The organism is Halorientalis brevis, from assembly GCF_023077655.1.
This window is the reverse complement of sequence record NZ_JALLGV010000001.1, coordinates 267,181-288,363: the sequence shown is the minus strand read 5'-3', so window position 1 is coordinate 288,363 and position 21,183 is coordinate 267,181. Positions and strand designations below refer to the sequence as shown.

Here is a 21,183-nt window from a genome sequence, read left to right as displayed (position 1 = left end):
TGTCATAAGTTTTCTCTCTCCGTCAGACACGCGATCCGTACGCCGTCTTGCGATTGGCGCTCTCAGCGGGATTCGCCAGACGGAACCGTATCATTTAAGTGATTCACCGATTCGTTCGAGGGCAGTTTCGACCTGTGCGGGACCGTCGAACCCGTCGGTCAGTCTGGCGAGCGCCCCGACCGTTCCGAACAGGAGCACCTCGTCGCCGGTTCCCGCGGCCACGGTGGCACCGTAGGTGCCGGCCTGGGCTGCGAGCCGATCGCAAGCCGCGTCGTCGAGATCGGACAGCTCGAACACGCGGATGGTCGTGTCCTCGGCGTACGCGTCGTCGATGCCGAGGCGTTCCACGTGCCGTTGGCTCTCTCGGACGGTCGTCACGTCGAGTTCCTCGACGCCGGCGTCCGGGTCGCGGAGGCGGTCACGGCTGAAGGCGTCGCCGATGACGGCGGCGTCCCTGGTCGCTGCCACGTCGTGGGTCCTGACGACGTGAGCACCGCGCTCGACGGCCATCGAAGTCGCAGCGAGACTCACGGGCAGCGCTTCCTCGGTCGAGCGACCGGCCAGTTCACGGAGGAAGTTCTTCCGGTTGATCGAGACCAGGATGGGGTAGCCGTAGCCGCGGAACTCGCGGAGCCGCCTGAAGGTGTCGCGGTCGTCTTCGAGCGTCTTGGCTTCGCTCCAGCCGCCGAACGCCGGATCGAGGATGGTCTTGTCGGTGAAACCGTTGAGTTCGAGGGCGTCGTAGATGTCGTCCACTTCTTCGATCGCGCCCGGCCGCTCCAGGTCAGGTGGACTGGCCATCTTCGCAACGGCCACGTCGTAGTCGTCACAGACGCGGGGCATCTCCGGGTCAGCGAAGCCGCAGATGTCGTTGACCATCTCGAAGCCGCGCTGCAGGGCTTCCTCGGCGACTTCGTGGTACCGGGTCTCGATGGAGAAGACGGCGTCGCCGCTGACGCTCTGGATGGCTTCGACGGCGGTGTCCAGTCGGTCGAGTTCCTGCTCGGCAGAGAGCACCTCGAACTTCTTGTTCGCCGATTCGAGGCCCACGTCGACGATGTCGGCCCCCTGGTCGATGAGTTGCTCGTCGACGTATGCGGCTGCCTCGCCGGGGTCGTCGAAGACGCTGGGATCGTACGGTGACTCCTGTGAAACGTTGAGGACGCCCATGATTCGGGGCGGATGGTCGTCACCGATTCCCAGCCCGGCCGCGTCCACGTTGCGCATACTGGTGGCTTGGGACAGACGGACAAAAACTGTCGGTTACTGACCCTTTGTCTCGGGCCGCGACCGCTCACGCTGCGTCCGCTCGATCACCGTTCGATTCGTGCTGCCCGAACACGTCCAGATTGTGCGCGACGAACAGTAACTCCCCGTCGGTGACCTGCCGATGACGGCGCGTGAGCCACTGTTCGAGCCGCTCGCCGTCGACGTCCGGCTGGTCGTCGACCGCGCTGGCGATCGTTTCGAGCAGGTAGTGCAAGACGTATCCTTCACCTTCGGGATACGTCCCGCCCGTCGGATGGATCGTCCAGTCAGCGCCGCCGACCGCCGGAACGTCCCAGCCCGCCCCTTTCAGTTCCGAGACGAGCCGCCGGCCAGCCTGACTCCCCAGCGCGCCGTCGTTCATGGTGGCGTGGTAGCGACGTTCGATCAGCGCGTCGAACGCCGGATCGGCCGCGGGATGGAATCGGGTCATACCGTCGAAGGTGATCGGGAAGTAACACGCGCCGTCGGGCACCGCGCCCAGCAGTCGCTCGACGGCCGACGCGCCCACCAGGTCGGCGAACGCGGCCCCGATCAGGAGGTCCCACGTGCGCTCCGCCCGCTCGACGAATGCGAACGCGTCCGCTTCGCGGACGGTCACCGTGATTTCACGGTCGTCGCGCACCAGTCTGACCTCCTCGGCGGCCTGCTCGCTGATGCGGTAGTCGGCAGCTCTCGCGGCCGCTCGAACTGTCTCGCGTGCGAGGGCGACGCTGTCGGGATCGATCTCGATGGCCGTGTAGGCGGTCCCGTCCGGGAGCAGGTCCCAGGCCAGCGCTCGGGCGACCATCGCACCAGTCCCGGCACCGACTTCGAGGACGTCGGGGGCGTCTCGCTCGTCGAGAAACGTCGTCACCCGGTCGAGGACGCGGCGATTCAGCGCCCGGTCATCCACGGATCGCTTCGCTGTCAGGTACTCCTGCATCGAGTAGGACGCCGGTGTGTCAGCCATCGACCAGGCCTCCCGACGACGCTGCTGGGGCTGACTGGTTGCTCTCGGCGACTGCAGCGACGAACTCCCTGGCACCTGCCATCGACTCCTCCCAGGTGGGATGCTCGGCGTAGCGATCGAGCGCAGCGAGCGAAAGCCGTTCGAGGCGGTCCCGGTCGGTCCGCAGCGATTCGACGACGCGAGCGATCGCCTTCGGATCGTCGGGCGGGACCAGCCGTCCGTTCTCGCCGTCGGTCACGAACTCGCTGGCGCCACCGGCAGTGGTCGCCACTGGTGGGACGCCGAATCCCATCGCTTCGAGGTAGACGATGCCGAACCCCTCGTACTCGGACGGGACGACGAGCAGGTGGGCGCGGGCGAGGTGGGCCGCGACCGCGTCGTCCGGTAGTCGACCAGTCAACGTCACCGCGGCGTCGAGACCTAACTCGTCGATTGCGGCTCGGAGCCGCCGGGTGTAGTCCGGCTCGACCGTCTCGTCGCCCACGATCGTCACCTCGGGTGGCGGTGAGAGGCCGGCGACGGCCCGCAGCAGGGTTTCGACGTTCTTCCGCGGCACGAGGTTGCCGAGAAAGAGCACGTGGAACGGGTCGGTCCGCGCGCGTTCGCGGACAGTTGCTCGGTCCACGTCGGGTTCGAAGCGGTCTCCGGCCGGGGGCGCAACCTGCGTCGGAACGTCGGCCAATGCGGTGACCGACGCGGCCGTGGTCGCGCTGTTACAGATGGCGCCGTCCACCGTCGCGAGGTACGCGCGCTCGACCTGCCGATAGAGCCCCTGTGCGAGTGACCCGCGCGCTTCGCTGCTCGTGAGGTGGTGGACCACGCTGACGACGGGACGGGCTCGGCCGAGCCGGTGGTTGATCCTGAAAAGCGACGGGTGACACAGTTCGTCCTGGAGGACCACGTCGAAGTCGCCGGCCAGCCGACGGTGGATCGACGGACGGGCGTTGTGGAGGAACTGTCTGGGATAGCTCGGCCACGGCAGGTCGATCACCTCGACTGTGTCACCTCGGGCGCGCAACTGCTCGACGAGCCGGCGGTCGTAGTGGAAGCCCCCGGACGTGTTGTCGAGACCACCGTAGACGGCGAAGCCGATCTTCATAGCGTTCGTTCGTAGGCCGCCCAGGCGACGTCGTCCTCGTGTATCCTGACGGTCACGCTCGTCAGCCGATCGGTCGGGAGCTGATCGAGGAACCGGTCGCAGAACAGTCGCGTGAACCGCTCGACGCTCGGGTTGTCGTCGCCGAACTCCGGTAAGTCGTTGAGCGTGGCATCGCGGTACCGCGCGACGAGGTCGTCGATCGTCGCGGTGACTGCGTCGATGTCCACGAGATACCCCCACTCGTTCAGCGACTCGGCTTCGAGTTCGACCTCGACCTCGTACTGGTGGGAGTGGAGATCGCCCTCCGGGCCCGGGTCCGGAACTGTGAGGTAGTGCTGTGCGACGAACGGCTCCGAGACGTTCAACGTGTACGTATCGTCGGTCATGGATAGGTCAAAAGCACCTGGAGCGTCGAGTTCGGCGCGTCGTCGAGTCGCTCGTAGGCCGTCGGTGCCGCCTCGACTGGCACCCGGTCGGTGATGAGCGGCGACGCGTCGAGCGAGTCGAGCCAGCGCCAGGCCTCGTCGAGCCGCCGGTCTTTCGACCACCGGCCCCGGTGGACCGGATCGATGGTACTGACCTGGCTGGCTTTGACGTCGATGCGGCTCCGGTGGAAGTAACCGCCCAGATCCAGCTCGGCGCGTTTCGTCCCGTAACAGGAGCCGACGACGACGCGCCCGTTCTCACCGGTCGCGGCGATGGCGTCGTCGAGCGCCGCTGGATCGCCACTCACCTCGATGGCCAGGTCCGCCCCGTTGCCGTCGAGACGCTCTCGGACGGCCCCCGCGACGTCCGCCGACTCGGGATCGATCACTGCGTCCGCGCCGAACTGCCGAGAGAGCGCCCGCCGGTGTTCCAGACACTCCACGGTGACGACGGTCTCGACGGGACACTCGGCGAGCAACGCCGTCGTGAGCAGCCCGACGATCCCCTGGCCGAACACGACGACGCGCTCGCCGATCATCGGCCGGCCGTCCATCAGGAAGTTGACGGCGGTCTCGACGTTCGGGACGAGGGCGGCCTGGTCGGTCTGGCACGTTTCCGGAACCCGGAGCAGGGTCGACGGCTCCGCGACGAAGTGACTCTCGTGGGGATGGAACGCGAAGACGCGCTCGCCGCGCCACCAGTCCGGGACGTGCTCCCCGACCGCATTCACCTCACCGACCGCGGCGTACCCGTACTGCATCGGGAACTCCGTTTCTCCGCCCACGGCGTCGATGGGGTCGTCGGCCAGCAGTTCCGCCGGCGCCTCGCCGTGGAACACTAACAGCTCCGTGCCGGGACTGATCGCCGAGACGTGCGTCTCGACGCGGACTTCCTCGGCGGCACACGCCGGAATCGGCCGCTCTTCGACTGTCACCGACTCCGCGTCGGTGAAGTACAGCGACTGCCGGGTCGAATCAGTCGCCATGGGCAGTCGCGAGGTCTCGTTCGATCCGCGTTCCGTTCGTTCGACACTCCTCGAGGGCGTGCTTGGCCGACATGCCGGCCTCGTGGGCGGTCCGTCCGCGGCCGATGCCGACCTTGAGCTCGATACCGGTCTCCGCGGTGACGTGCTGGATGGCACCCTGGTAGTTCGTCGGCTCGGCCGACGGACAGATCGAGACGATGTTGTCGCCACCCACGAAAAACGACAGGGCGTCGCACTCCCGATACAGGTACCGCATCAGGGTCGCGTACGCTGTCGTGACCGACATGTGCGCGTCGAACGCGTCGACTCGATCCGTGTATCGGCTGGTGAAGTCGTCCACGTCGAAGTGCGCGACGGTGACGTCCTCGGCCGTCCGGGCCTCGTCGTCGAGTGGGTCCCCGACGAGCGCTTCTTCCCGGTTGCTGTCCTGGGCACTGCCCACCCGCTGAAGTCGCTCGGAGGCCAGTTCGAGGGCGGCGGCCGGCGTGTCGCTGGCCGCCACGCTGAGACTCACTGTCACGGGATACTGGTTGCGAACCGTCCGTTGGATCGCTGTGTGGTCCTCGTCGTCGAGGCCGTTCGTCACTGCGATCATGTTGTCGAACCGGGAGTGGAACACGTATCCGCCACCGGTCCCGACCTGCCGAGACACGTCCGCGAACAGGCGCGCCTGCAACGACTGGAGGTCGGTCTCCCGCCGCGGTTCCGGTGTCACCGTCCAGGGACCGTAGTTGTCCAACTGGACCAGCGTCACCTGTATCGTTGGGGTTGACACACCCTCACAATCACCGGCTCGATTCTCAATACTTTTGCCGCCTCTGGATATACTTTCGCGCTTATTCGATGCGCAGAGACGGCTCCTGCGGGTGATGCGCTGACAGGGGCCCAGGCGTCCGTCACGCCACCTCGCGAGACCGGGAGGAAGGGTGCGGTGACAGCGGCTTACTCGTGCTCGTTGCCGATTCCACTGATCTCGAACCTGGCACCGCCGGAGGTGCCTTCAGTGACGCTGATCGACCACCCGTGGGCGTCGACGATCTCTTTGACGATGTTGAGCCCGAAGCCGGTCCCCGACGAGTGGGTGGTGTACCCGTGATCGAACACCTCGTCTCGGTCCTCGGGGTCGATGCCCGGCCCGTCGTCTTCGACGTAGAACCCGTCCGCCAGCGTCCCGACTCTGACGGTGACGTCTCTGCCGCCGTGTTCGATGGCGTTCCGGAAGAGATTCTCGAACAGTTGCTGGGCGCGGCCGGTGTCGACGTCGAGGGTCAGATCGGTGTCGACGACGATCTCGGCGGCGTCCGTCTCGACCGTTTGCCAGCAGCTCTCGACGAGTCTGGCGAGATCGACGCGTTCGGTGTCTTCGACCTGCTGGCCGTGGCGAGCGATCGCCAGTACGTCCTCGATGAGTTCCTCCATGCGGACGAGTTGCTCGTCGATCACTGCCATGTTCTCGTGGAGTTCCTCGTCCTCGCAGGAGCGCTCGACGAGTTCGAGCCGCGATTGCGCCGCGTTGAGCGGGTTGCGAAGGTCGTGCGTGACGATGCTGGCGAACTGTTCGAGCTGCTCGTTCTTCCGTTCGAGTTCGCGCTCGCGGCGCTTCCGATCGGTGATGTCCTGGAGGATACCGTCGAAGTACACCTCGCCGTCCTCTTCGACTTTCATCGCCGTGAGCGACACCTGGATGGTCTCGCCGGCCAGCGTCTCCTGTTCGACCTCCAGGCCCGTGATCGTGCCTTCCTCCCGAAGAGACTGACTGAACGCCGCGCGCTCGTCGGCGTCGGCGTAGAACTCGCTGACGTTTCGCTGGAGGAGTTCGCTCTTCGAGTACGCGTCGTAGATCGACACGAGTTCCGAGTTCACCTCGACGAACTCGCCGTCGTCCCCCGGCGTGGTCCGGAACACGCCGACGGGCAGGTTCTCGATGATGTGCTCGTACTGCTCTAACTTCTGCTCGTAGGCCTTTCGCTGGGTGATGTCGGTGTTGATGGCGACGAACCGATCGATCTCGCCATCGGCGGTTTCGACCGGTGCGATGGTCTGTTCGACCACGTACTGGTGACCGTTCTTTCGCTCGTTTATCACCTCGCCCTTCCAGGTGCTCCCCGAGAGGATCGTGTTCCACAGCGACGCGTAGTACTCGCTGCTGTGCTCGCCCGAGTTGAGGATGTTCGGGTTCTCCCCGACCGCCTCCTCGTAGGAGTAGCCCGTCGACTCCTCGAACGCCGGGTTGACGTACTCGATCAGTCCGTCGGGGTCGGTGATGTAGATCGCGTGGCCTGCCTGCTCGACCACTTCGCGAAACCGGCGGAGTTCCCGCTCTCGCTGCTTGTGTTGTGAGATGTCCGTGAGCGTCACGACGACGCCGTTGACGGCCGGGTTCGAAAGCTGATTGCGGGCGCGACATTCGACCCAGCACCACGACCCGTCGTTGCACTCGATCCGGAACTGGACCGTGACGGTTCGTTCGGGCTTTGCGAGCACCGTCTCGAACACGTCGTGAATCCGGTCGACGTCGTCGGGATGGGTGATCGCTCCAACCTCTTTGCCGGTCAACGTGGACGGTTCGCACTCGAACAACCGGTCGCCAGACGGACTCACGTACTGAATCGTCCCCGACTCGTCGAGGACGCAGATGGTATCGGTCGTCTCCGCGAGCAGCGTGTGGACCGTCCCCCCGGCGCCGGTCCTGGGTACCGTGGTTCGATACCGCTCTGCCGCGCGCTGAATCCGCTGGGCCGTGACCGCGTACGGCGCCGGCTCCGCGTCGAGCAGGACGTACTCCGTGCGGTCGGCGTCGAGTGCGTCGAGGACCTGGTCAGTGGCTCCGTCGCTCACGAGGAGCAGGAACGGCAGTGCGGCGTCGTGCTCGGCGACGGACTGGCGAACTGATTCCCAGTCGGAGTCGGCCAACTCGTCGTCACAGACCACGCAGGCGAACGACTCCTCGGACAGTCGATCGAGCGCGTCTGGAGCCGCTGGTTCTTTGACGACGACGGCGTTCTCACACCCGAGTTCGTCAGTCACGCGTTCGACCAGGAGAGAATCGGACCCGATGTAGAGGACGCGGAGATGGGGTTTGCTGCCCATAGGTGAAACTCAATTGCTTTGATCGTTGGCTTCCAGTTCGGAAATACTCCCCGGTTTGTGATATGTGTCTAGTCCACGCTGCTTATATCAGTCAGCCGGCTAGCGTTCGAACATGGGTAAGGTCAATATCGGGCTCCGCGGTTGGCGGTTCGACGAAGACGAGGTGTTCGACGAGAGCGGCGAGTTGCGCCCCCTGGAGACGATGGAACCGGACACTCGCGACCGGATCGTCCGCCTCGCGTCGATGATGGGCGAACCCTGCGACGCGTGCTATCTGATTCACGGCGACGAGGACATCCAGCAGTGTAACGTCGCCCGCGTCATCTACGGTGAACCGCTCGGCGAAGTGTTGCTCTGTCCCGACCACGAGGCGGACTTCCTCTACTGGTTCCGCGAGGACGGCGGCAAACAGTACGCCGGCGAGACGGAACTCGAAGACGAGTTCCACGAGTGGTTCGCCGCCGGCGGTCGCGCCCCCGAGAACTACGGCGGCCTTCAGCACGTCAACACCGACCCGGACGACATCCCCGAGGAACCGGACATCAGCGACGAGATTCCGACGCTCGAAGAGGAAATCGAGAAACTCGACGACGAAGATCTCGACGCGCTGGACGTGAACCTCGACGATCTGGACTTCTAACATGTCCATCGCCGTCGCCGTCGTCGACGCAACGGAACCGGGCAACGTCGGCACGATCGCCCGCTCGATGAAGAACTTCGGGTTCTCGGAGCTGCTGCTGGTCGACCCGCCGACGCTGGACCCCGACGGGGAAGCCTACGGCTTCGCCGGGCAGGCGCGTGAAGACGTCCTCCCGAACGCACGGGAAATCGAGTTCGAAGACCTGGCCGCGAACTACCACACCGTCGGCTGTACGGCCGTCACGAACGAGGACTCGACGAAACACACGCGCTATCCGTTCAAAACCCCGACTGAGATCGCTGACAGTCTGGCCGGCGTCGAGGCCGACACGGCCATCGTCTTCGGACGCGAGCGCGTGGGGCTCACCAACGACGAACTCGCGCAACTGGACGAGATCTGCTCGATTCCGGCCAGCGCCGAGTATCCCGTGTTGAATCTCGGGCAGGCCGCGACGATCGTGCTCTACGAGTTGCGGTCGCTGACGCTCGACACCACCCAGCATCCCGACGAACGCCACGAGCGAGCCGACGAGGCCGCGATCGAGGGGCTGCACGACGAGTTCGCGGACTTCCTGGCGGCGATCGGCCATCCGGCGGAAAAACGGTCGAAGGCACAGCGGCTCTGGCGACGGTTCGTCGGGCGCGCACACCCGACGGGCCGCGAGGCCCGAACGTTACGCGGCTTCTTCCGGAAGGCGACGCTCCGCGCCACCGACGACTCGTCGGAGGACGACTAGCGTCACCGAGCGGATGTGTGCGGCGGTCCGAACACCGGCGTGAAATCGTACACGACGTCCGAGAGGATGTGGCCCAGCAGGACGACGCCGGTGACGATCGCCAGCGATGAGCTCACTGGGGCGAGTCCGGCGACGAGTCCGACGGTGATGACGGCGTGACTCGCGAGCCGCCTCACTGCCCCGACTTCCCCGTCCTCGAAGATGGCTTCCTGCTCGAACAGCAGCAGTCGAGGGTTCTCGACGACGGCGACTGTCGCTCGCCAACTGCCGGTGTTTCGCCGTGCGAGCAGGAAGTGATCCAGGTCGACCAGGACGCCCAGCGCCGCTCCGTAGCCGACGACGAGCAGTGGCGACACCGGCGGCTCGACGAGTACGACGACTACCGCGGCGAGGACCACCGAGATGAGGAAGTGATGTTTCGAGAGAATCGGAACCCACCTGTCGGTATCTCGGCGTCCGCGGCCGAATGGGTTACGGTCGGGGGAACACTCGCCGACCCCGTCGAACTGTCACCGCAGAAGGCCGACGAACGGTCGCGTTCGTATCTGTGAGCAGATGGGTGGCATAGCTGTCAATTGTGGAACAATGCTTATTCTCGCTCCGGAGTAGCTTGGCGTAACGATTCAACGATGACTGGGAGCTTTAACGGGGGCGAAACGCAGGATACTGCGCCGCTCACGACTGACGTACTGTTCGACGTGTTCTCGGACGTCACCCGGCGGATCGTCCTGTTTCACCTCCGCCAGCAACGGGCGGCGACGACCGACGAACTGGTCGACGTGATCGCAGAGGTCGGCGAGTACAACTTCTGTGAGGTCGATCACGACCGCATCCTCTCGTTGTTAGTCCACACACATCTGCCCAAACTCGAAGCCGAGGGGCTGGTGACCTACGACCCGAGCGACGGCGTGGTCACGTCCTCGGCCCTCCACCAGGAGATCGGCGAGTGGCTCGACCTGGCGGTGCGGCGCGATCTCCAACTCGAACCGACGGCCGACGACGAGGACCAGACCGACGAGCAGGGGACGATCCGCGTGTTGCTCGCCGACGACGAGCCGGGGCTCCCCGAAACGATCGCGGGATACATCGAACGCGAGAACCCGGACGTCTCGGTGACGACAGCGACGAGCGCGCTCGAAGCGGTGACCACGCTCGAATCCGAGCCGTTCGATTGCATCGTCAGCGACTACCAGATGCCGGCCATCAGCGGGTTGGACTTCCTGAACGCCGTGCGTGACAAAGATTCGGCGATCCCGTTTATCGTCTTTACTGCCAAGGGGAGCGAGGAAGTCGCCAGCAAGGCCATCGCGACGGGCGTCACGGACTACGTCCAGAAGGGGCCCGACACCGACCAGTACGACAAACTGGTCGAGCGCGTCCGAAACGCCGTCGAGCGCGCACAGTCGAGGTAGTACGCCGAACGACGATGAGCGACCAGCGCAGTGCCGTCACAGACGGATCTGAGGCCCGCGACGAGCCGACCATCTCTGTCCTCTGTGTCGACGACGAACGTGACGTCGTCGATCTAACTGGGGCGTTCCTGGAGCGGGAGAGCGACCGCATCACGACGCGGACTGTCACGAACGTCCGGGACGCGCTCGAACGACTCGACGCGGAACCGATCGACTGCGTCGTCAGCGACTACCAGATGCCCGGCACCGACGGCCTGGCGTTTCTCGACGTCGTCCGCGACGACTACGACGACCTCCCGTTCGTGCTGTTCACGGGGCAGGGGAGCGAAGAGATCGCCAGCGAAGCCATCTCGCGCGGAGTGACGGACTACCTCCAGAAGGAACCGGGGACTGACCAGTACGCGGTACTGGCGAACCGCATCGAGAACGTCGTCGTTCGACACCGGGCCGAGAGTCGCTTCGAGAGCTTCCTCAACTCTGCCCCCTACGGCATCGTCATCAGTGACGCCGAGGGCCACATCCACCAGGTCAACGAGCACCTGAACGAGCAGTTCGGCTACGAACGCGACCAGTTGCTCGGTGAACCGATCGAGGTGTTGTTGCCCGAACGCTACCGGGACGAACACGCGCGACACCGCGGGCGGTACGTCGCCTCGCCCGAACGTCGCCCGATGGGTGCCGACTTCGATCTGTGGGGCCGCCGGACGGACGGGTCCGAGTTTCCCGTCGAAATCACGCTCAGCCCGATCGACCTCGACAGCGACCTCGAAGTCGTCGCGTCCGTCCACGACGTGACCGTCCAGCGGGAGCGCGAAGAGCAATTCGAACTCGCCGAGACGCTGTTCGAGAACGCGCAGGACGCGCTGTTCATCATCGACGTGGACGAAGCCGCCGACGAGTTCCGGCTGGAACGTGTCAGTCCTGCCTACGAGGCACACGCCGGACTCTCGAACGACGAAATCCAGGGTCGATCACTGCGAGACGTCTTCGGCGACGAGGAAGGGGAGGCCATCCTCCGCCGCTACCGCGAGTGCGTCGACCGGCGCGAACCGCTCGAATACGAGGAGCGACTGTCGGTCCCCGAAGCGGGGACGTACTGGGAGACGCGAATCGCCCCGGTCGTCATCGACGGGTGCGTCGAGCAACTCGTCGGCGCGACGCGCAACGTCACCGAACGGAAGAAGCGCGAACAGAAGTACGACGCGATCTTCAACCAAACGTACCAGTTCACCGGTCTGATGGAGCCCGACGGAACCATGGTGGAAGCGAACGAATCTGCCCTGGAATTCGGCGGGCTCGCCCGCGAGGACGTCGTCGGCAAACCAGTGTGGGAGACTGGCTGGTTCACTGATGACGAGGCCACGAAAGACGTGGTGTCGGACCTCGTCGATCGCGCGAGCAGTGGCGAGTTCGTCCGTGCTGAACTGGACATCTGCGGAGCGGACCGGGACGTAACCGTCGACTACTCCATCAAACCCATCACCGACGAGACGGGCGAGGTCGGCCTGCTGTTACCGGAAGCCCGGGACATCACGGCCCTCAAAGAGCGCGAGGAGGAGTTAGAACAAAAGCGTGAGTTCCTGGCTCAGATCCAGGAGGTCGCCGACATCGGTGGCTGGGAGTACGACAGCCGAACGGACACGATGCGGTGGACCGAGGAGGTCTACCGCATCCACGGGATGCCGCTGGACTACGAGCCGACAGTCGAGGAAGGTATCGACTTTTACCATCCCGGCGACAGAGCGACGATCAGGGACGCGTTCGAGCGCCTGACGACGGCTGGGGAGCCGTACGATCTGAAGCTCCGGATCATCACGAACGACGACGAGATGCGCTGGGTCCGCTCTCGGGGGGAGCCGTGGTACGACGACGACGGCGACCTCGTCGGTGTGCGAGGCGCGTTCAGAGACATCACCGAGCGGACGGAACGCGAGCGGGAACTCGAACGGCAGAACGACCGGTTAGAGGAGTTCGCCGCCGTCGTGAGCCACGACCTCCGCAATCCGCTGACCGTCGCCCAGGGATCGCTCGAACTCGGCCGCCAGAGCGGTGCACCGGAGGACTTCGAACGCGTCGAGAACGCCCACGAGCGGATGAACACGCTCATCAACGACCTGCTGACGCTCGCTCGGCAAGGACAACTCGTCGAGGAGACCCAGTCGGTCGTGCTCGATACGATTGTCGCGGCTGCCTGGGAGACCGTCCGGAACGGGCCGGCGACGCTGGACGTCGCCCTCGATGGCTACCGACTCGACGCCGACGAATCGCGGTTGCGCCAGTTGTTCGAGAACCTCCTCTCGAACGCGGTCCGACACGGCGGCGATGACGTGTCGATCCGCGTCGGGCTGCTCGACGATGGTGACGGGTTCTACGTCGAAGACGACGGACCGGGCATCCCGGCTGCCGAACGCGAGAGCGTCTTCGAACACGGCTACTCGACGACCCGCAAAGGGACCGGGTTCGGGCTGGCGATCGTCGAGGAGATCGCCGAGGCCCACGGCTGGACGGTCGCGGCGACCGAAAGCGCCGACGGCGGCGCACGCTTCGAGATCGCTGTCGAACCCGCGAACGCGGCCGTGACGGCCGAGTAAAAGGCGATCTGCAGGCCGACCGACTCAGGCTCGCTTCTGAATCTCTTCGCGCAGGACTTCGCTGACGAGGTCGCCGTCGGCCTGACCGCGGAGCGCGCCCATGCACTCGCCCATCAGGCCGGAGAACGCCTGCATCCCCTCGTCTTCGACCTGGGCTGCGTTGCGTTCGACGACCTCGACGACGGCGTCGCGAACCTCGTCCTCGGCGGCGCTGCCGAGGTCTTCCTGTTCTGCGGCCTCGGACGCCGTCAGTTCGGGGTTCTCGGCCAGCGCGGTCAACAGGTCCGGAACGCCCTCCTTGGCGAGTTCGCCGTCGGCGAGCAACGCGAAGACCCCGCGGAAGTGGTCGTCGGTGAGGTTCTCGACTGGCACGTCGTCACGCCGGATCTCCGTCACGTCTGACTCGACGGTCCGTGCCGCGAGGTTCGGGTCGACGCCCGTCTCGACGGCCTCCTCGAACAGTTCCCACCGCTGGCCGTAGGCGACCTGGTTGGCGACGCCCTCGCCGAGGTCGAACTCGGCCTGATACCGCTCGACTTTCTCGGTGAGCAGTTCCGGCGGCTTGACCTCGGCTGGATCGGGCTCGACGGGGGGCACGTCCGTCTCGGGGTACATCCGCGCCGCACCGGGGAGCGGGCGGAGGTAACTGGACGTACAGTCCTCGTTGGCGTCGCGCGTCTCCTCGGGCACGCCGTCCATCGCCGTCTCGGCGCGAGCGGCGACGGCCTCGATGGCCTGCTCGGCGGTCTCCGGGTCGTCGGCGACGATGGCGACGGCGTCGTCCTCGCCCGCACCGACTGCCTCGGAGAGGGCGCTGACTTCGTCCTCGGTCACGCCGTAGGCCGGCAGTTCGTCCGTGTGGAAGATGCCGCCCGCACCGTGGCGCTTGGCGTGATCGGAGAACTCCGTTCCCAGCCGGCGGTCGGGCTGGATCTCCCGACCCACGAGGCCGTCGAAGCCGTAGAGGGGGACGGCCATGACTTTCCCGCCCGAAGAGAGCGCGCCACCGATGACGCCAGAGTCGGTGTCCTCGAACACTTCGGTGACGTCCCGGGGATCGCCGACCTGGCCGTCGCGTTCGTGGAGTTCGTCCTTGATGTCGAGGAGTTCGACCTGGCGGCGGACCTCGTTGCGGACGAGGTCGTCGATGTCGTCCAAACTCTGGACGCCCTTCATCTCGATGCGGGCGCCGTCGGCGATAGAGACGTTGACGTCCTGGCGGATCGTCCCGAGGCCGCGCTTGACGTGGCCCGTCGAGCGCAGGAGCATCCCGATGCGCTTGGCGGCCTCTTTGGCCTGTTCGGGTGAGCGGATGTCCGGCTTGGTGCCGATCTCGACCAGCGGGATGCCCAGACGGTCGAGGCTGAAGCGGACGCCGTCGTCGGTTTCTTCGACGCGCTGGCAGGACTCCTCTTCGAGCATCATGTCCTCGACGCCGACCGGCCCCTCCGAGGTTTCGATCTCGCCGTCGTTGGCGACGAGCATGGAGCGCTGGAAGCCGGTGGTGTTCGACCCGTCGACGACGATCTTGCGCATGACGTTGATCTGGTCGACGACGTTCATATCGAGCAGCTGGGCGATCTCCATCGACACCTCGATCGCCTCGTCGTCGACCCGGTGTGGCGGCTCGTCGTCTTCCTCGACGAGGCAGGTCGTGTCGTAGGCGAGGTACTCGAACTCGCGATCGACCATGCTCTCTTCGAGGGCGGCCTCGTCGATCTCGCCGAGTTCGCTCTTCGTGGGGTGGAGATAGCGGGTGAACCGTCGATCGGACGCTTCGGGTTCGCGCAGTTCCGTCGGGCAGCCACAGAACAGTTTCTCCGCGGTGTCCAGTTGCTGGTGGATCTCCAGCCCTGCAACGAGCCCCAACTCCTCGTAGTCGTAGTCGTCCGCGTCAGTCATTACTCGGTGGTGGGTCCCCGGGGCGCAAAAAACACACCGTTGTCGGTCACGCACACCGCCGCCGACCGATCGCTGGCGCCGCTCAGTCGACCGACCTCTCGATTTCGAATGGAAATTTCGCTCTCACTGAACGTCTTGAGGCTGGGCGTCGACAATACCGTCATGCGTCGCCGAAAGCTCCTCACAGGTATCGGGACCGCGTCACTGATCGGGCTGGCAGGCTGTGGCGGGAACGGCGGTGGCGACGGCGGCGGCAGTCCGACGGACGGTGGCGGCGGTAGTCCGGGCGGTGGCGGCGGCGGAAACCAGATCGAGATGCGCACGGAGGGCTCCGAATACATCTTCGATCCCATGGGCCTGTTCGTCGAATCTGGAACCACTATCACGTGGCTAAACGTGTCGGGTGCACACTCTTCGACGGCCTACGCGGAAGGGACCGGACCGGCGACAGTCACACAGATTCCCCAGGACGCCGAGCCCTGGAACAGCGAGACCATCAGTCAACAGGGCGCGACCTTCGAGCACACCTTCGAGGTTCCGGGGACGTACAACTACTTCTGTATCCCGCACAAGACGCTGGGGATGCTCGGCCGAATCGTCGTGGACGAACCCGGCGGGCCCGGCGAGGAAAGCATGCCCCCGGACGGCGAGGTGCCAGAGAGCAGCACGATCGTCGAGCAAGGCTCGGTCAGCTGGCAAGAGTTCCACGGTTAGCCGATTCGAGCGACGGCCGTCGACTCAGAACGGTTTCAGCCCCCCTCGACGGGGATCTTCGCCAGGTGAACTCGCTTCGTGAGCGTCCGAGGCGTCCCGGAGTCGTTGTCGAACCGCACCGCACTGACCGTCACCGAGTGGGGAGTCGTCCCCGAGGGTATCCGCCAGCGAGCGGTGACCGTGGCGGTCTCCCCCGGTTGCAGTCGGCGCGTCGTGTTCCCGTCCGGTACCGTTCGCCCGTCACCGAGCGTCAACTCCTCTAGGCGGAGTTCGTACGGCGTCGTTCCGTTGTTTTCGACCTGGACTGTCAACGTGACGGTCCACTGCCCCGAACCGGTCCCGAGAGAGGCGTCGGTCAGCGTTTCCCGCTGGGGCGTCTCCGGCAGTAGCTCCTCACCCACGGCGACGCGACGGGGCTGCGGCGTGGCCGGGGTCGGTTCGTCGCCGCCGTCACCGAACAGCTGGAACTGCATCAGCCCGGCGAACGTCAGCACCTCGACCAGGATGGGGATGGCGATCGCGACGACGACGAGAACTCGAACGAGCGTGCGGCGCTCCATAGCGATGACTCGGTCAGGGCTGGACGGGTGGCAGCCCCGGGACCAGTGGTCCGTTCGCGACGAGCCCGTAGACTGCGGCTCCGTACGCCAGGACGACGAGGACGATCGCGAGGGCTGTCCAGAGCTTGAGGTTGTCGAGGATCTCGGGGGCGTGTTCCGGCCCGGAGAGTGCGGGCGGGATCGTCCCGTCGGCCTCGATCGATCCGTCGCGGCCGGTGAACCACGTCGCGAGGACGACGAACAGGTAGAGGAGCAGGGAGGTGAACAGCAGGACGGCGCCGAGCCCCATCTGGAGGCGCATCTCCGTGACGTCGCCCAGCACCGGCTGAAACTCGACGAACCGGTACTCGGTCGCGACGGCGGTTCGGCGCGGGACGCCCGCGAGCCCCGCCCGGAACATGGCGTTGGCGAGGAACGTGACGCCGACGAACCAGAGGTACGGCTGGACGAGTGCGACCCCGCGGAACCGGAGTCGCTTGCCCGTCACCTGGGGGAGGAGCCAGTAACTGCCGGCCATCATCGTGAGCGCCGAGGCCGTGCCGACCATGAGGTGAAAGTGACCCGGCACCCAGAGCGTGTTGTGTACCAGGTAGTTGACGTTCATGCCAGCGTTGACCATCCCGGAGAAGCCGCCGGCGGCGAACATCAGGCCCGAGAGCACCATCCCGGCGAACGCCCCGTCGCCCCACGGCAGGTCGGTCAGCCAGCCGAGATACCCCTCGCCGCCGAGTTGTCGGCCGCCGTGCTCGATGCTCGCGATGACGGTGAACGCGGTCAACAGCGACGGCAGTAACAGGAACATCGTGTTCGTCATCGCGATGAACTTGAACCCCTCCGAGATGCCCGGGTCGAGGAACTGGTGGTGGAAGCCCACCGGCGTCGACAGGAGGATGAACAGGACGAACACGACGCGAGCGAGGGGGTCGCTGAACAGCCGGCCGCCCGAGAGCTTCGGAAGTACCGAGTACCACAGGAAGTACGCCGGCAGCAGCCAGAAGTACACGACCGGGTGGCCGAAGTACCAGAACATCGTCCGGGTCAACAGGGGGTCGACGACGTCGATGATCCCGAGCGACCAGGGGAGCAGAAAGACGAGGATTTCGGCCGCCACGCTCACGCTGGCGATGTACCACATGATCATCGTCGCCAGCACCATGAACGTCTGGAGCGGGATGCGCGCGTCGGAGTTGTCGTCACGCCAGTCGAAGTACTGCCAGAACCAGTCGACGCCGGCGAGCCACGTGCCCACGACGAACAGCGCCAGTCCCGCGTAGAACAGCGGGTGCGCCTCGAGCGGCGCGTAGAACGTGTAGAGAACCGCCGCGCTGAAATCTACCTCGGAGAGCAAGCCGCCGAGGATCGCGATCGTCGCCATGACCGCCCCGACGAGCATCAGGCCGAACCAGAGCCAGGAGAACCACCGATAGCGGACCGGCTGGTCCAGACTCCGCGTGGTTCCCCAGTGATAGAGCGCACAGAGGCCGAAAATCGTGAACACGAGCGCCAGCAGGACGCCGTGGCCGGTCAGGACCGTGTAGTACTCCACGGACGTGATGAGGTCGCGGTAGATGCCGGTCCGGTGCAGGGCCTGGATCAGCCCGAAGAGTCCCCCGATGACCAGCGCCGTCAGAGAGACGGCGTAGCACGCCCGCGTCACCCGCGCTTCGGCCGGATAGTCGTCGACGAACGCCACGGTCAGTCCTCCTCCTCGTACTCGGACGGCGGGACGACCTCGATTCGCCCCTCCATCGTGTGGTGGCCGGAGCCACAGTACTCGTTACAGACGACGTCGTACTCGCCGGTGTCGTCGAAGGTGACCGAGAACACCGCTGACTGACCGGGCACTGCCATCACGTTGACGTTCGTACCGACGACTTCGAACCCGTGGAGGACGTCCGGACTCGTGAGGTGGAAGGTCACGTTACTTCCCGCCGGAACCCGAATGGGCTGGGCCGTCCCGGGCTGGAAGAAGAAGCGTCGAGCCAGCACGTACACGTCACACGACGACCGATCGTCGTTGCAGTACACCCCGGGGTCGCGGAAGTCCGGCGATTCCGTGGGGTCCTGTGGGTTTGCGAGCGCCCCGCCCCGGTCGCCGACCATGTCGACGCCCGCAACGACCGCGCCGTAGACGACCGTCGCGACGAGTCCCACGATGAACAGGAGGGCGACGAAGAGCCACCCCTTCTCGTAGCGATGAATCTCCACGGCTGTCACCCCCCGATAGTCGGTCCACCGCCGAGGAACTCCACGAAGTACGTGAACAGCCAGAGGAGGGTTATCAGCGCGAAATACAGCGCGATGAGGACGACCGTTCCGATCGGATCGTAGTCGTCGTGGTCGATGTGACGGACGACCGTCCGGCGCGGTGACGCCCACGCGTCGGGGTCGATCCGCCCGGCGAGCCCCACGGCTCCGACGAGGCCCGCACTCACTGCTAACTCGACGACGCCGGGGTGCAGCGGCGCGTCCGTCGTTCGGACAGCGGACGCTCCGCGGAGCGTTCCAGGACGTCGCAGTCGCGTCGGTTCCGAGCGGCGAGCGATCGACGGTGTCCCAGCGTGACTCCTGGTCGGCCAGCGGTGTGGCGTCGGCTGATGGATCGGTAGCCTGTTCGACGGCCAGCGGCGGTGTCGGAGAGCGGGGGCCAGCGGACGCTGGCTCCAGGTCGGAGGCCGGCGAGACTGCTCGTCGAAGCTGCGTGCGGGCGAGAACTCGGCTCGTTCGCTCCCTGCGTCTCGGAGCCGAATAGCCATACCCGGCTATCCACGAATAGCCGGAAAAAGATTCTCTGCGCCTTCTGGAACCTCTCTCGGGGGGACATGTCGAGTGCGGAATCGGTGGGTGCCGTCGGCGCACGGGGCGGCGAGTAATTGACGGTGCTGGACGTGGACCCTCGCTGCATGGACCCCCGCGCAGCGCTTGCAGACCTCCCGACGTTCATCGCCCTGGAGGCGACCTCGGTGCTCACGGGCCATCGGCGGGGTGCCAGTTTCCCGCTGGACCTGCCCTACCTCCAGAGCGTCGTCCAGGCAGCACGTGCGTACGCAACCACCAGCGGCGACAGCGAACGCAGCCAGCGCCGGATCGAGTGCGTCCACCAGTCGCGATTGCGCCTCCAGACGACGCAGGTCTCGGTCGACGAACTGGAGCTCGACCCATTGCGGGAGACCTCGGCACGGATTCGGGACGTGGCAGCCCAACTCCCCGAAGTCCAGTTCCTCCGGGAATCGTATCCCGGCGACGCCGTCGTCGTCCCGGAGTGGCTTCGATACGGGCGCTCGGTCGAGTGGGGTCTTCGGGTGTACCTGTTCCGCGGCGGGGAGGCTCCTGCACCGGAGACCGTCGTCGACCGGAACCTCGAAGCGGTCGTCGACGGGTCCCGCTCCGAGTTCGAGGAGTACCAGGGGCGACTCCACGGCTACCCGGACTGTTGTATCGACGCCTTTCTGGAGCGAGCGAGCGACGACGAGCGACCGGAAGCGCGGTCGGTCGCCCCGTTGGCCGACCGCATCGACGAGCGCGCCCTCGGTGGTTCCTCCTCGATCGAGACGGTCCTCCCCGAGTTCTTCGCGTCCGATCACGCCGACGCCTTCTTCGCGCGGGAGTTCTTCCCGGAACCGGACTGCGAGACCGCACGCGAGATGGGGACGACGGTGTTCGACGCGATGACCGCGCACCTCGACACCACGCTCGTCCGGGATTTCTTCCGGCTGAATTACGCGTACTGCTACGCGGTCGCGATGACGCTGTCGAACGCGTCGGTAGCGGCGGGTGCTGGGCGGCCGGGGGCCGGCGACCTCGCTGCGGAGCACCAACTGTGGTACCTCCCGCTCGGGACGACCGCGGCGATGCCGCGGTACGACTGACTCCCCGACGCGTATCAGACCACCGTGCTGTTGTGTTCTTTCGTCTCGTAGGTGACCAGTTCGGCGGGCTCGTAGTAGCTGCGGCTGTTGTACTCCCAGGTGTACGAACTGGCCATGGACACGCTCCCCGGTTTCTCGGGGGCGGGGTACAGCTGCGTGTGGTTCTCGTCCGGGGTGTGATCGACCACGAACGTCACCAGTCCGGAGCTGCTGGTCGTGAACTCGTCGATCTGGACCGCTCCGTAGCAGGTCGCGTTCGCCGACCGGTTGGAGAACTCACCGACCTGTATTTGCTTGGTCTCGTTGCTGATGACGGCAGTGCCGAACGTGGTCGCGCCGAGCGAGGTCTCCTCGACGCAGCCCGGGAACCTGACGTTCAAGTTGTAGTTCGTGAGCACTCTGTTGTCGTCGTTGCGGAGTTCGACCACGTACAGCGAGTAGTTCTCCTCCTCGTGGATGTCGAAGTTCTCGGCGATGGCCTCGTCGGACACGCCGCTGACCTCGTGCACCGAGACCGACGGCTCCGGCTTGTCGACGATCCCGCTCTGGACGTGGAGGTCGTACATCGCCGGTCCGATCGCGGGACTGAGACTCGCGAACACGACGCCACCGATGAGACCGCCGATGATGGCAGTCTCGACCTTGTCGGCGAGCTCTAAGTTCCAGCCAGACACGCCAGCGTGCTGACAGAGGGAGCGGGCGGTCTCGCTACCGATCGCCTGGCGCAGGAACTTCGCGATGACGACGGTGAGCGGCAGCAGGACCGCCGCCGCGACGATACTGATCACGACGCCGATGAGGATGCGGAGGAGCGAATCTATCATCTGGAAGACAGTCATCGGCGATTCTCCCAGGGCTGTTAAGAATTAATCCGTTTCATATATGGTACAGGTAGTTGCGGGATGGAAACGACAGTACGGTACAGGCCCTGCGTACCTCGC

Annotated in this window: 20 protein-coding genes; 6 read left to right on the top strand and 14 right to left on the bottom strand. The window is 65.6% G+C overall.

The genetic code is table 11. From position 1 onward, the window contains the following. Nucleotides 1-90: 90 nt before the first annotated feature. From folP to MU553_RS01465, 7 genes are all read right to left on the bottom strand, one after another. Nucleotides 91-1,227 (bottom strand): dihydropteroate synthase, encoded by a 1,137-nt coding sequence (gene folP, locus MU553_RS01495; RefSeq protein ID WP_247373830.1) that lies wholly within the window; start codon nt 1,225-1,227, stop codon nt 91-93. 67 nt (nt 1,228-1,294) lie between these two features. Next, nucleotides 1,295-2,218, bottom strand: coding sequence for a polyamine aminopropyltransferase (locus MU553_RS01490; RefSeq protein WP_247373828.1), 924 nt, complete (start codon nt 2,216-2,218; stop codon nt 1,295-1,297). Continuing rightward, nucleotides 2,211-3,317 (bottom strand): glycosyltransferase family 4 protein, encoded by a 1,107-nt coding sequence (locus tag MU553_RS01485; RefSeq protein ID WP_247373825.1) that lies wholly within the window; start codon nt 3,315-3,317, stop codon nt 2,211-2,213. The genes MU553_RS01490 and MU553_RS01485 overlap by 8 nt, the downstream gene beginning before the upstream one ends. Beyond that, entirely contained in the window at nt 3,314-3,703 is a 390-nt protein-coding gene (locus MU553_RS01480) for a 6-pyruvoyl trahydropterin synthase family protein (RefSeq protein ID WP_247373823.1), read from the bottom strand. The genes MU553_RS01485 and MU553_RS01480 overlap by 4 nt, the downstream gene beginning before the upstream one ends. Beyond that, nucleotides 3,700-4,728: a zinc-dependent alcohol dehydrogenase gene (locus MU553_RS01475; RefSeq protein WP_247373821.1), complete on the bottom strand. Its 1,029-nt coding sequence runs from the start codon at nt 4,726-4,728 to the stop codon at nt 3,700-3,702. The genes MU553_RS01480 and MU553_RS01475 overlap by 4 nt, the downstream gene beginning before the upstream one ends. Then, a complete protein-coding gene (locus MU553_RS01470) occupies nt 4,718-5,503 on the bottom strand; it encodes a GTP cyclohydrolase III (RefSeq protein WP_247373811.1) in 786 nt (261 codons plus the stop codon). Before MU553_RS01470 ends, MU553_RS01475 begins: the two co-directional genes overlap by 11 nt. Before the next feature lie 167 nt (nt 5,504-5,670). Further along, nucleotides 5,671-7,818, bottom strand: a complete 2,148-nt coding sequence (locus MU553_RS01465; RefSeq protein WP_247373799.1) for a hybrid sensor histidine kinase/response regulator — start codon at nt 7,816-7,818, stop codon at nt 5,671-5,673. A 112-nt stretch (nt 7,819-7,930) separates the two neighbouring features. Between MU553_RS01465 and MU553_RS01460 the strand changes: the two genes are divergently transcribed. Beyond that, entirely contained in the window at nt 7,931-8,458 is a 528-nt protein-coding gene (locus MU553_RS01460) for a DUF8114 family protein (protein WP_247373797.1), read from the top strand. A gap of 1 nt (nt 8,459) precedes the next feature. Next, complete coding sequence (locus MU553_RS01455) at nt 8,460-9,194, top strand: RNA methyltransferase (RefSeq protein WP_247373795.1); 735 nt, start codon at nt 8,460-8,462, stop codon at nt 9,192-9,194. Between the two features lie 2 nt (nt 9,195-9,196). On the opposite strand, the gene MU553_RS01450 is transcribed toward MU553_RS01455, so the two are convergent. After that, nucleotides 9,197-9,592: a hypothetical protein gene (locus MU553_RS01450; RefSeq protein ID WP_247373793.1), complete on the bottom strand. Its 396-nt coding sequence runs from the start codon at nt 9,590-9,592 to the stop codon at nt 9,197-9,199. Nucleotides 9,593-9,823: 231 nt separating this feature from the next. Between MU553_RS01450 and MU553_RS01445 the strand changes: the two genes are divergently transcribed. After that, a complete protein-coding gene (locus MU553_RS01445; RefSeq protein WP_247373791.1) occupies nt 9,824-10,606 on the top strand; it encodes a response regulator in 783 nt (260 codons plus the stop codon). Between the two features lie 14 nt (nt 10,607-10,620). Beyond that, on the top strand, nt 10,621-13,197 hold the full coding sequence (locus MU553_RS01440) for a PAS domain S-box protein (protein WP_247373788.1): 2,577 nt from the start codon (nt 10,621-10,623) through the stop codon (nt 13,195-13,197). A 24-nt stretch (nt 13,198-13,221) separates the two neighbouring features. On the opposite strand, the gene gatE is transcribed toward MU553_RS01440, so the two are convergent. Then, nucleotides 13,222-15,099, bottom strand: a complete 1,878-nt coding sequence (gene gatE, locus MU553_RS01435; protein ID WP_247373785.1) for a Glu-tRNA(Gln) amidotransferase subunit GatE — start codon at nt 15,097-15,099, stop codon at nt 13,222-13,224. A gap of 162 nt (nt 15,100-15,261) precedes the next feature. Here gatE and MU553_RS01430 point away from each other — a divergent pair, with 162 nt between their 5' ends. Beyond that, entirely contained in the window at nt 15,262-15,813 is a 552-nt protein-coding gene (locus MU553_RS01430; RefSeq protein WP_247373783.1) for a plastocyanin/azurin family copper-binding protein, read from the top strand. A 35-nt stretch (nt 15,814-15,848) separates the two neighbouring features. Here the strand turns inward: MU553_RS01430 and MU553_RS01425 are convergent, their stop codons facing one another. Genes MU553_RS01425 through MU553_RS23715 form a run of 4 tightly spaced genes read right to left on the bottom strand, consistent with a single transcriptional unit; the run spans nt 15,849 to nt 18,766 of the window. Further along, a complete protein-coding gene (locus MU553_RS01425; protein WP_247373781.1) occupies nt 15,849-16,373 on the bottom strand; it encodes a hypothetical protein in 525 nt (174 codons plus the stop codon). A gap of 13 nt (nt 16,374-16,386) precedes the next feature. Beyond that, nucleotides 16,387-18,066: a b(o/a)3-type cytochrome-c oxidase subunit 1 gene (locus tag MU553_RS01420; RefSeq protein ID WP_247373779.1), complete on the bottom strand. Its 1,680-nt coding sequence runs from the start codon at nt 18,064-18,066 to the stop codon at nt 16,387-16,389. Nucleotides 18,067-18,068: 2 nt separating this feature from the next. Next, entirely contained in the window at nt 18,069-18,581 is a 513-nt protein-coding gene (locus tag MU553_RS01415) for a cytochrome c oxidase subunit II (protein WP_247373766.1), read from the bottom strand. Between the two features lie 5 nt (nt 18,582-18,586). Beyond that, nucleotides 18,587-18,766, bottom strand: a complete 180-nt coding sequence (locus tag MU553_RS23715; RefSeq protein WP_345893351.1) for a cytochrome oxidase — start codon at nt 18,764-18,766, stop codon at nt 18,587-18,589. 510 nt (nt 18,767-19,276) lie between these two features. Between MU553_RS23715 and MU553_RS01405 the strand changes: the two genes are divergently transcribed. Further along, nucleotides 19,277-20,242 carry a hypothetical protein gene (locus MU553_RS01405; RefSeq protein ID WP_247373761.1) on the top strand — a complete coding sequence of 322 codons (966 nt, stop codon included), beginning with the start codon at nt 19,277-19,279 and terminating at the stop codon, nt 20,240-20,242. Nucleotides 20,243-20,256: 14 nt separating this feature from the next. Here the strand turns inward: MU553_RS01405 and MU553_RS01400 are convergent, their stop codons facing one another. Then, complete coding sequence (locus tag MU553_RS01400) at nt 20,257-21,081, bottom strand: hypothetical protein (protein WP_247373759.1); 825 nt, start codon at nt 21,079-21,081, stop codon at nt 20,257-20,259. Nucleotides 21,082-21,183: the final 102 nt, after the last annotated feature.

Coding starts and splice junctions, on each gene's coding strand:
- MU553_RS01430 (WP_247373783.1), top strand. CDS start 15,262: ATGCGTCGCCGAAAGCTCCTCACAGGTATCGGGACCGCGTCACTGATC.
- MU553_RS01465 (WP_247373799.1), bottom strand. CDS start 7,818: ATGGGCAGCAAACCCCATCTCCGCGTCCTCTACATCGGGTCCGATTCT.
- gatE (WP_247373785.1), bottom strand. CDS start 15,099: ATGACTGACGCGGACGACTACGACTACGAGGAGTTGGGGCTCGTTGCA.
- MU553_RS01440 (WP_247373788.1), top strand. CDS start 10,621: ATGAGCGACCAGCGCAGTGCCGTCACAGACGGATCTGAGGCCCGCGAC.
- MU553_RS01425 (WP_247373781.1), bottom strand. CDS start 16,373: ATGGAGCGCCGCACGCTCGTTCGAGTTCTCGTCGTCGTCGCGATCGCC.
- MU553_RS01475 (WP_247373821.1), bottom strand. CDS start 4,728: ATGGCGACTGATTCGACCCGGCAGTCGCTGTACTTCACCGACGCGGAG.
- MU553_RS01460 (WP_247373797.1), top strand. CDS start 7,931: ATGGGTAAGGTCAATATCGGGCTCCGCGGTTGGCGGTTCGACGAAGAC.
- MU553_RS01485 (WP_247373825.1), bottom strand. CDS start 3,317: ATGAAGATCGGCTTCGCCGTCTACGGTGGTCTCGACAACACGTCCGGG.
- MU553_RS01455 (WP_247373795.1), top strand. CDS start 8,460: ATGTCCATCGCCGTCGCCGTCGTCGACGCAACGGAACCGGGCAACGTC.
- MU553_RS01445 (WP_247373791.1), top strand. CDS start 9,824: ATGACTGGGAGCTTTAACGGGGGCGAAACGCAGGATACTGCGCCGCTC.
- MU553_RS01405 (WP_247373761.1), top strand. CDS start 19,277: ATGGACCCCCGCGCAGCGCTTGCAGACCTCCCGACGTTCATCGCCCTG.
- MU553_RS01400 (WP_247373759.1), bottom strand. CDS start 21,081: ATGACTGTCTTCCAGATGATAGATTCGCTCCTCCGCATCCTCATCGGC.
- MU553_RS01480 (WP_247373823.1), bottom strand. CDS start 3,703: ATGACCGACGATACGTACACGTTGAACGTCTCGGAGCCGTTCGTCGCA.
- MU553_RS01490 (WP_247373828.1), bottom strand. CDS start 2,218: ATGGCTGACACACCGGCGTCCTACTCGATGCAGGAGTACCTGACAGCG.
- folP (WP_247373830.1), bottom strand. CDS start 1,227: ATGCGCAACGTGGACGCGGCCGGGCTGGGAATCGGTGACGACCATCCG.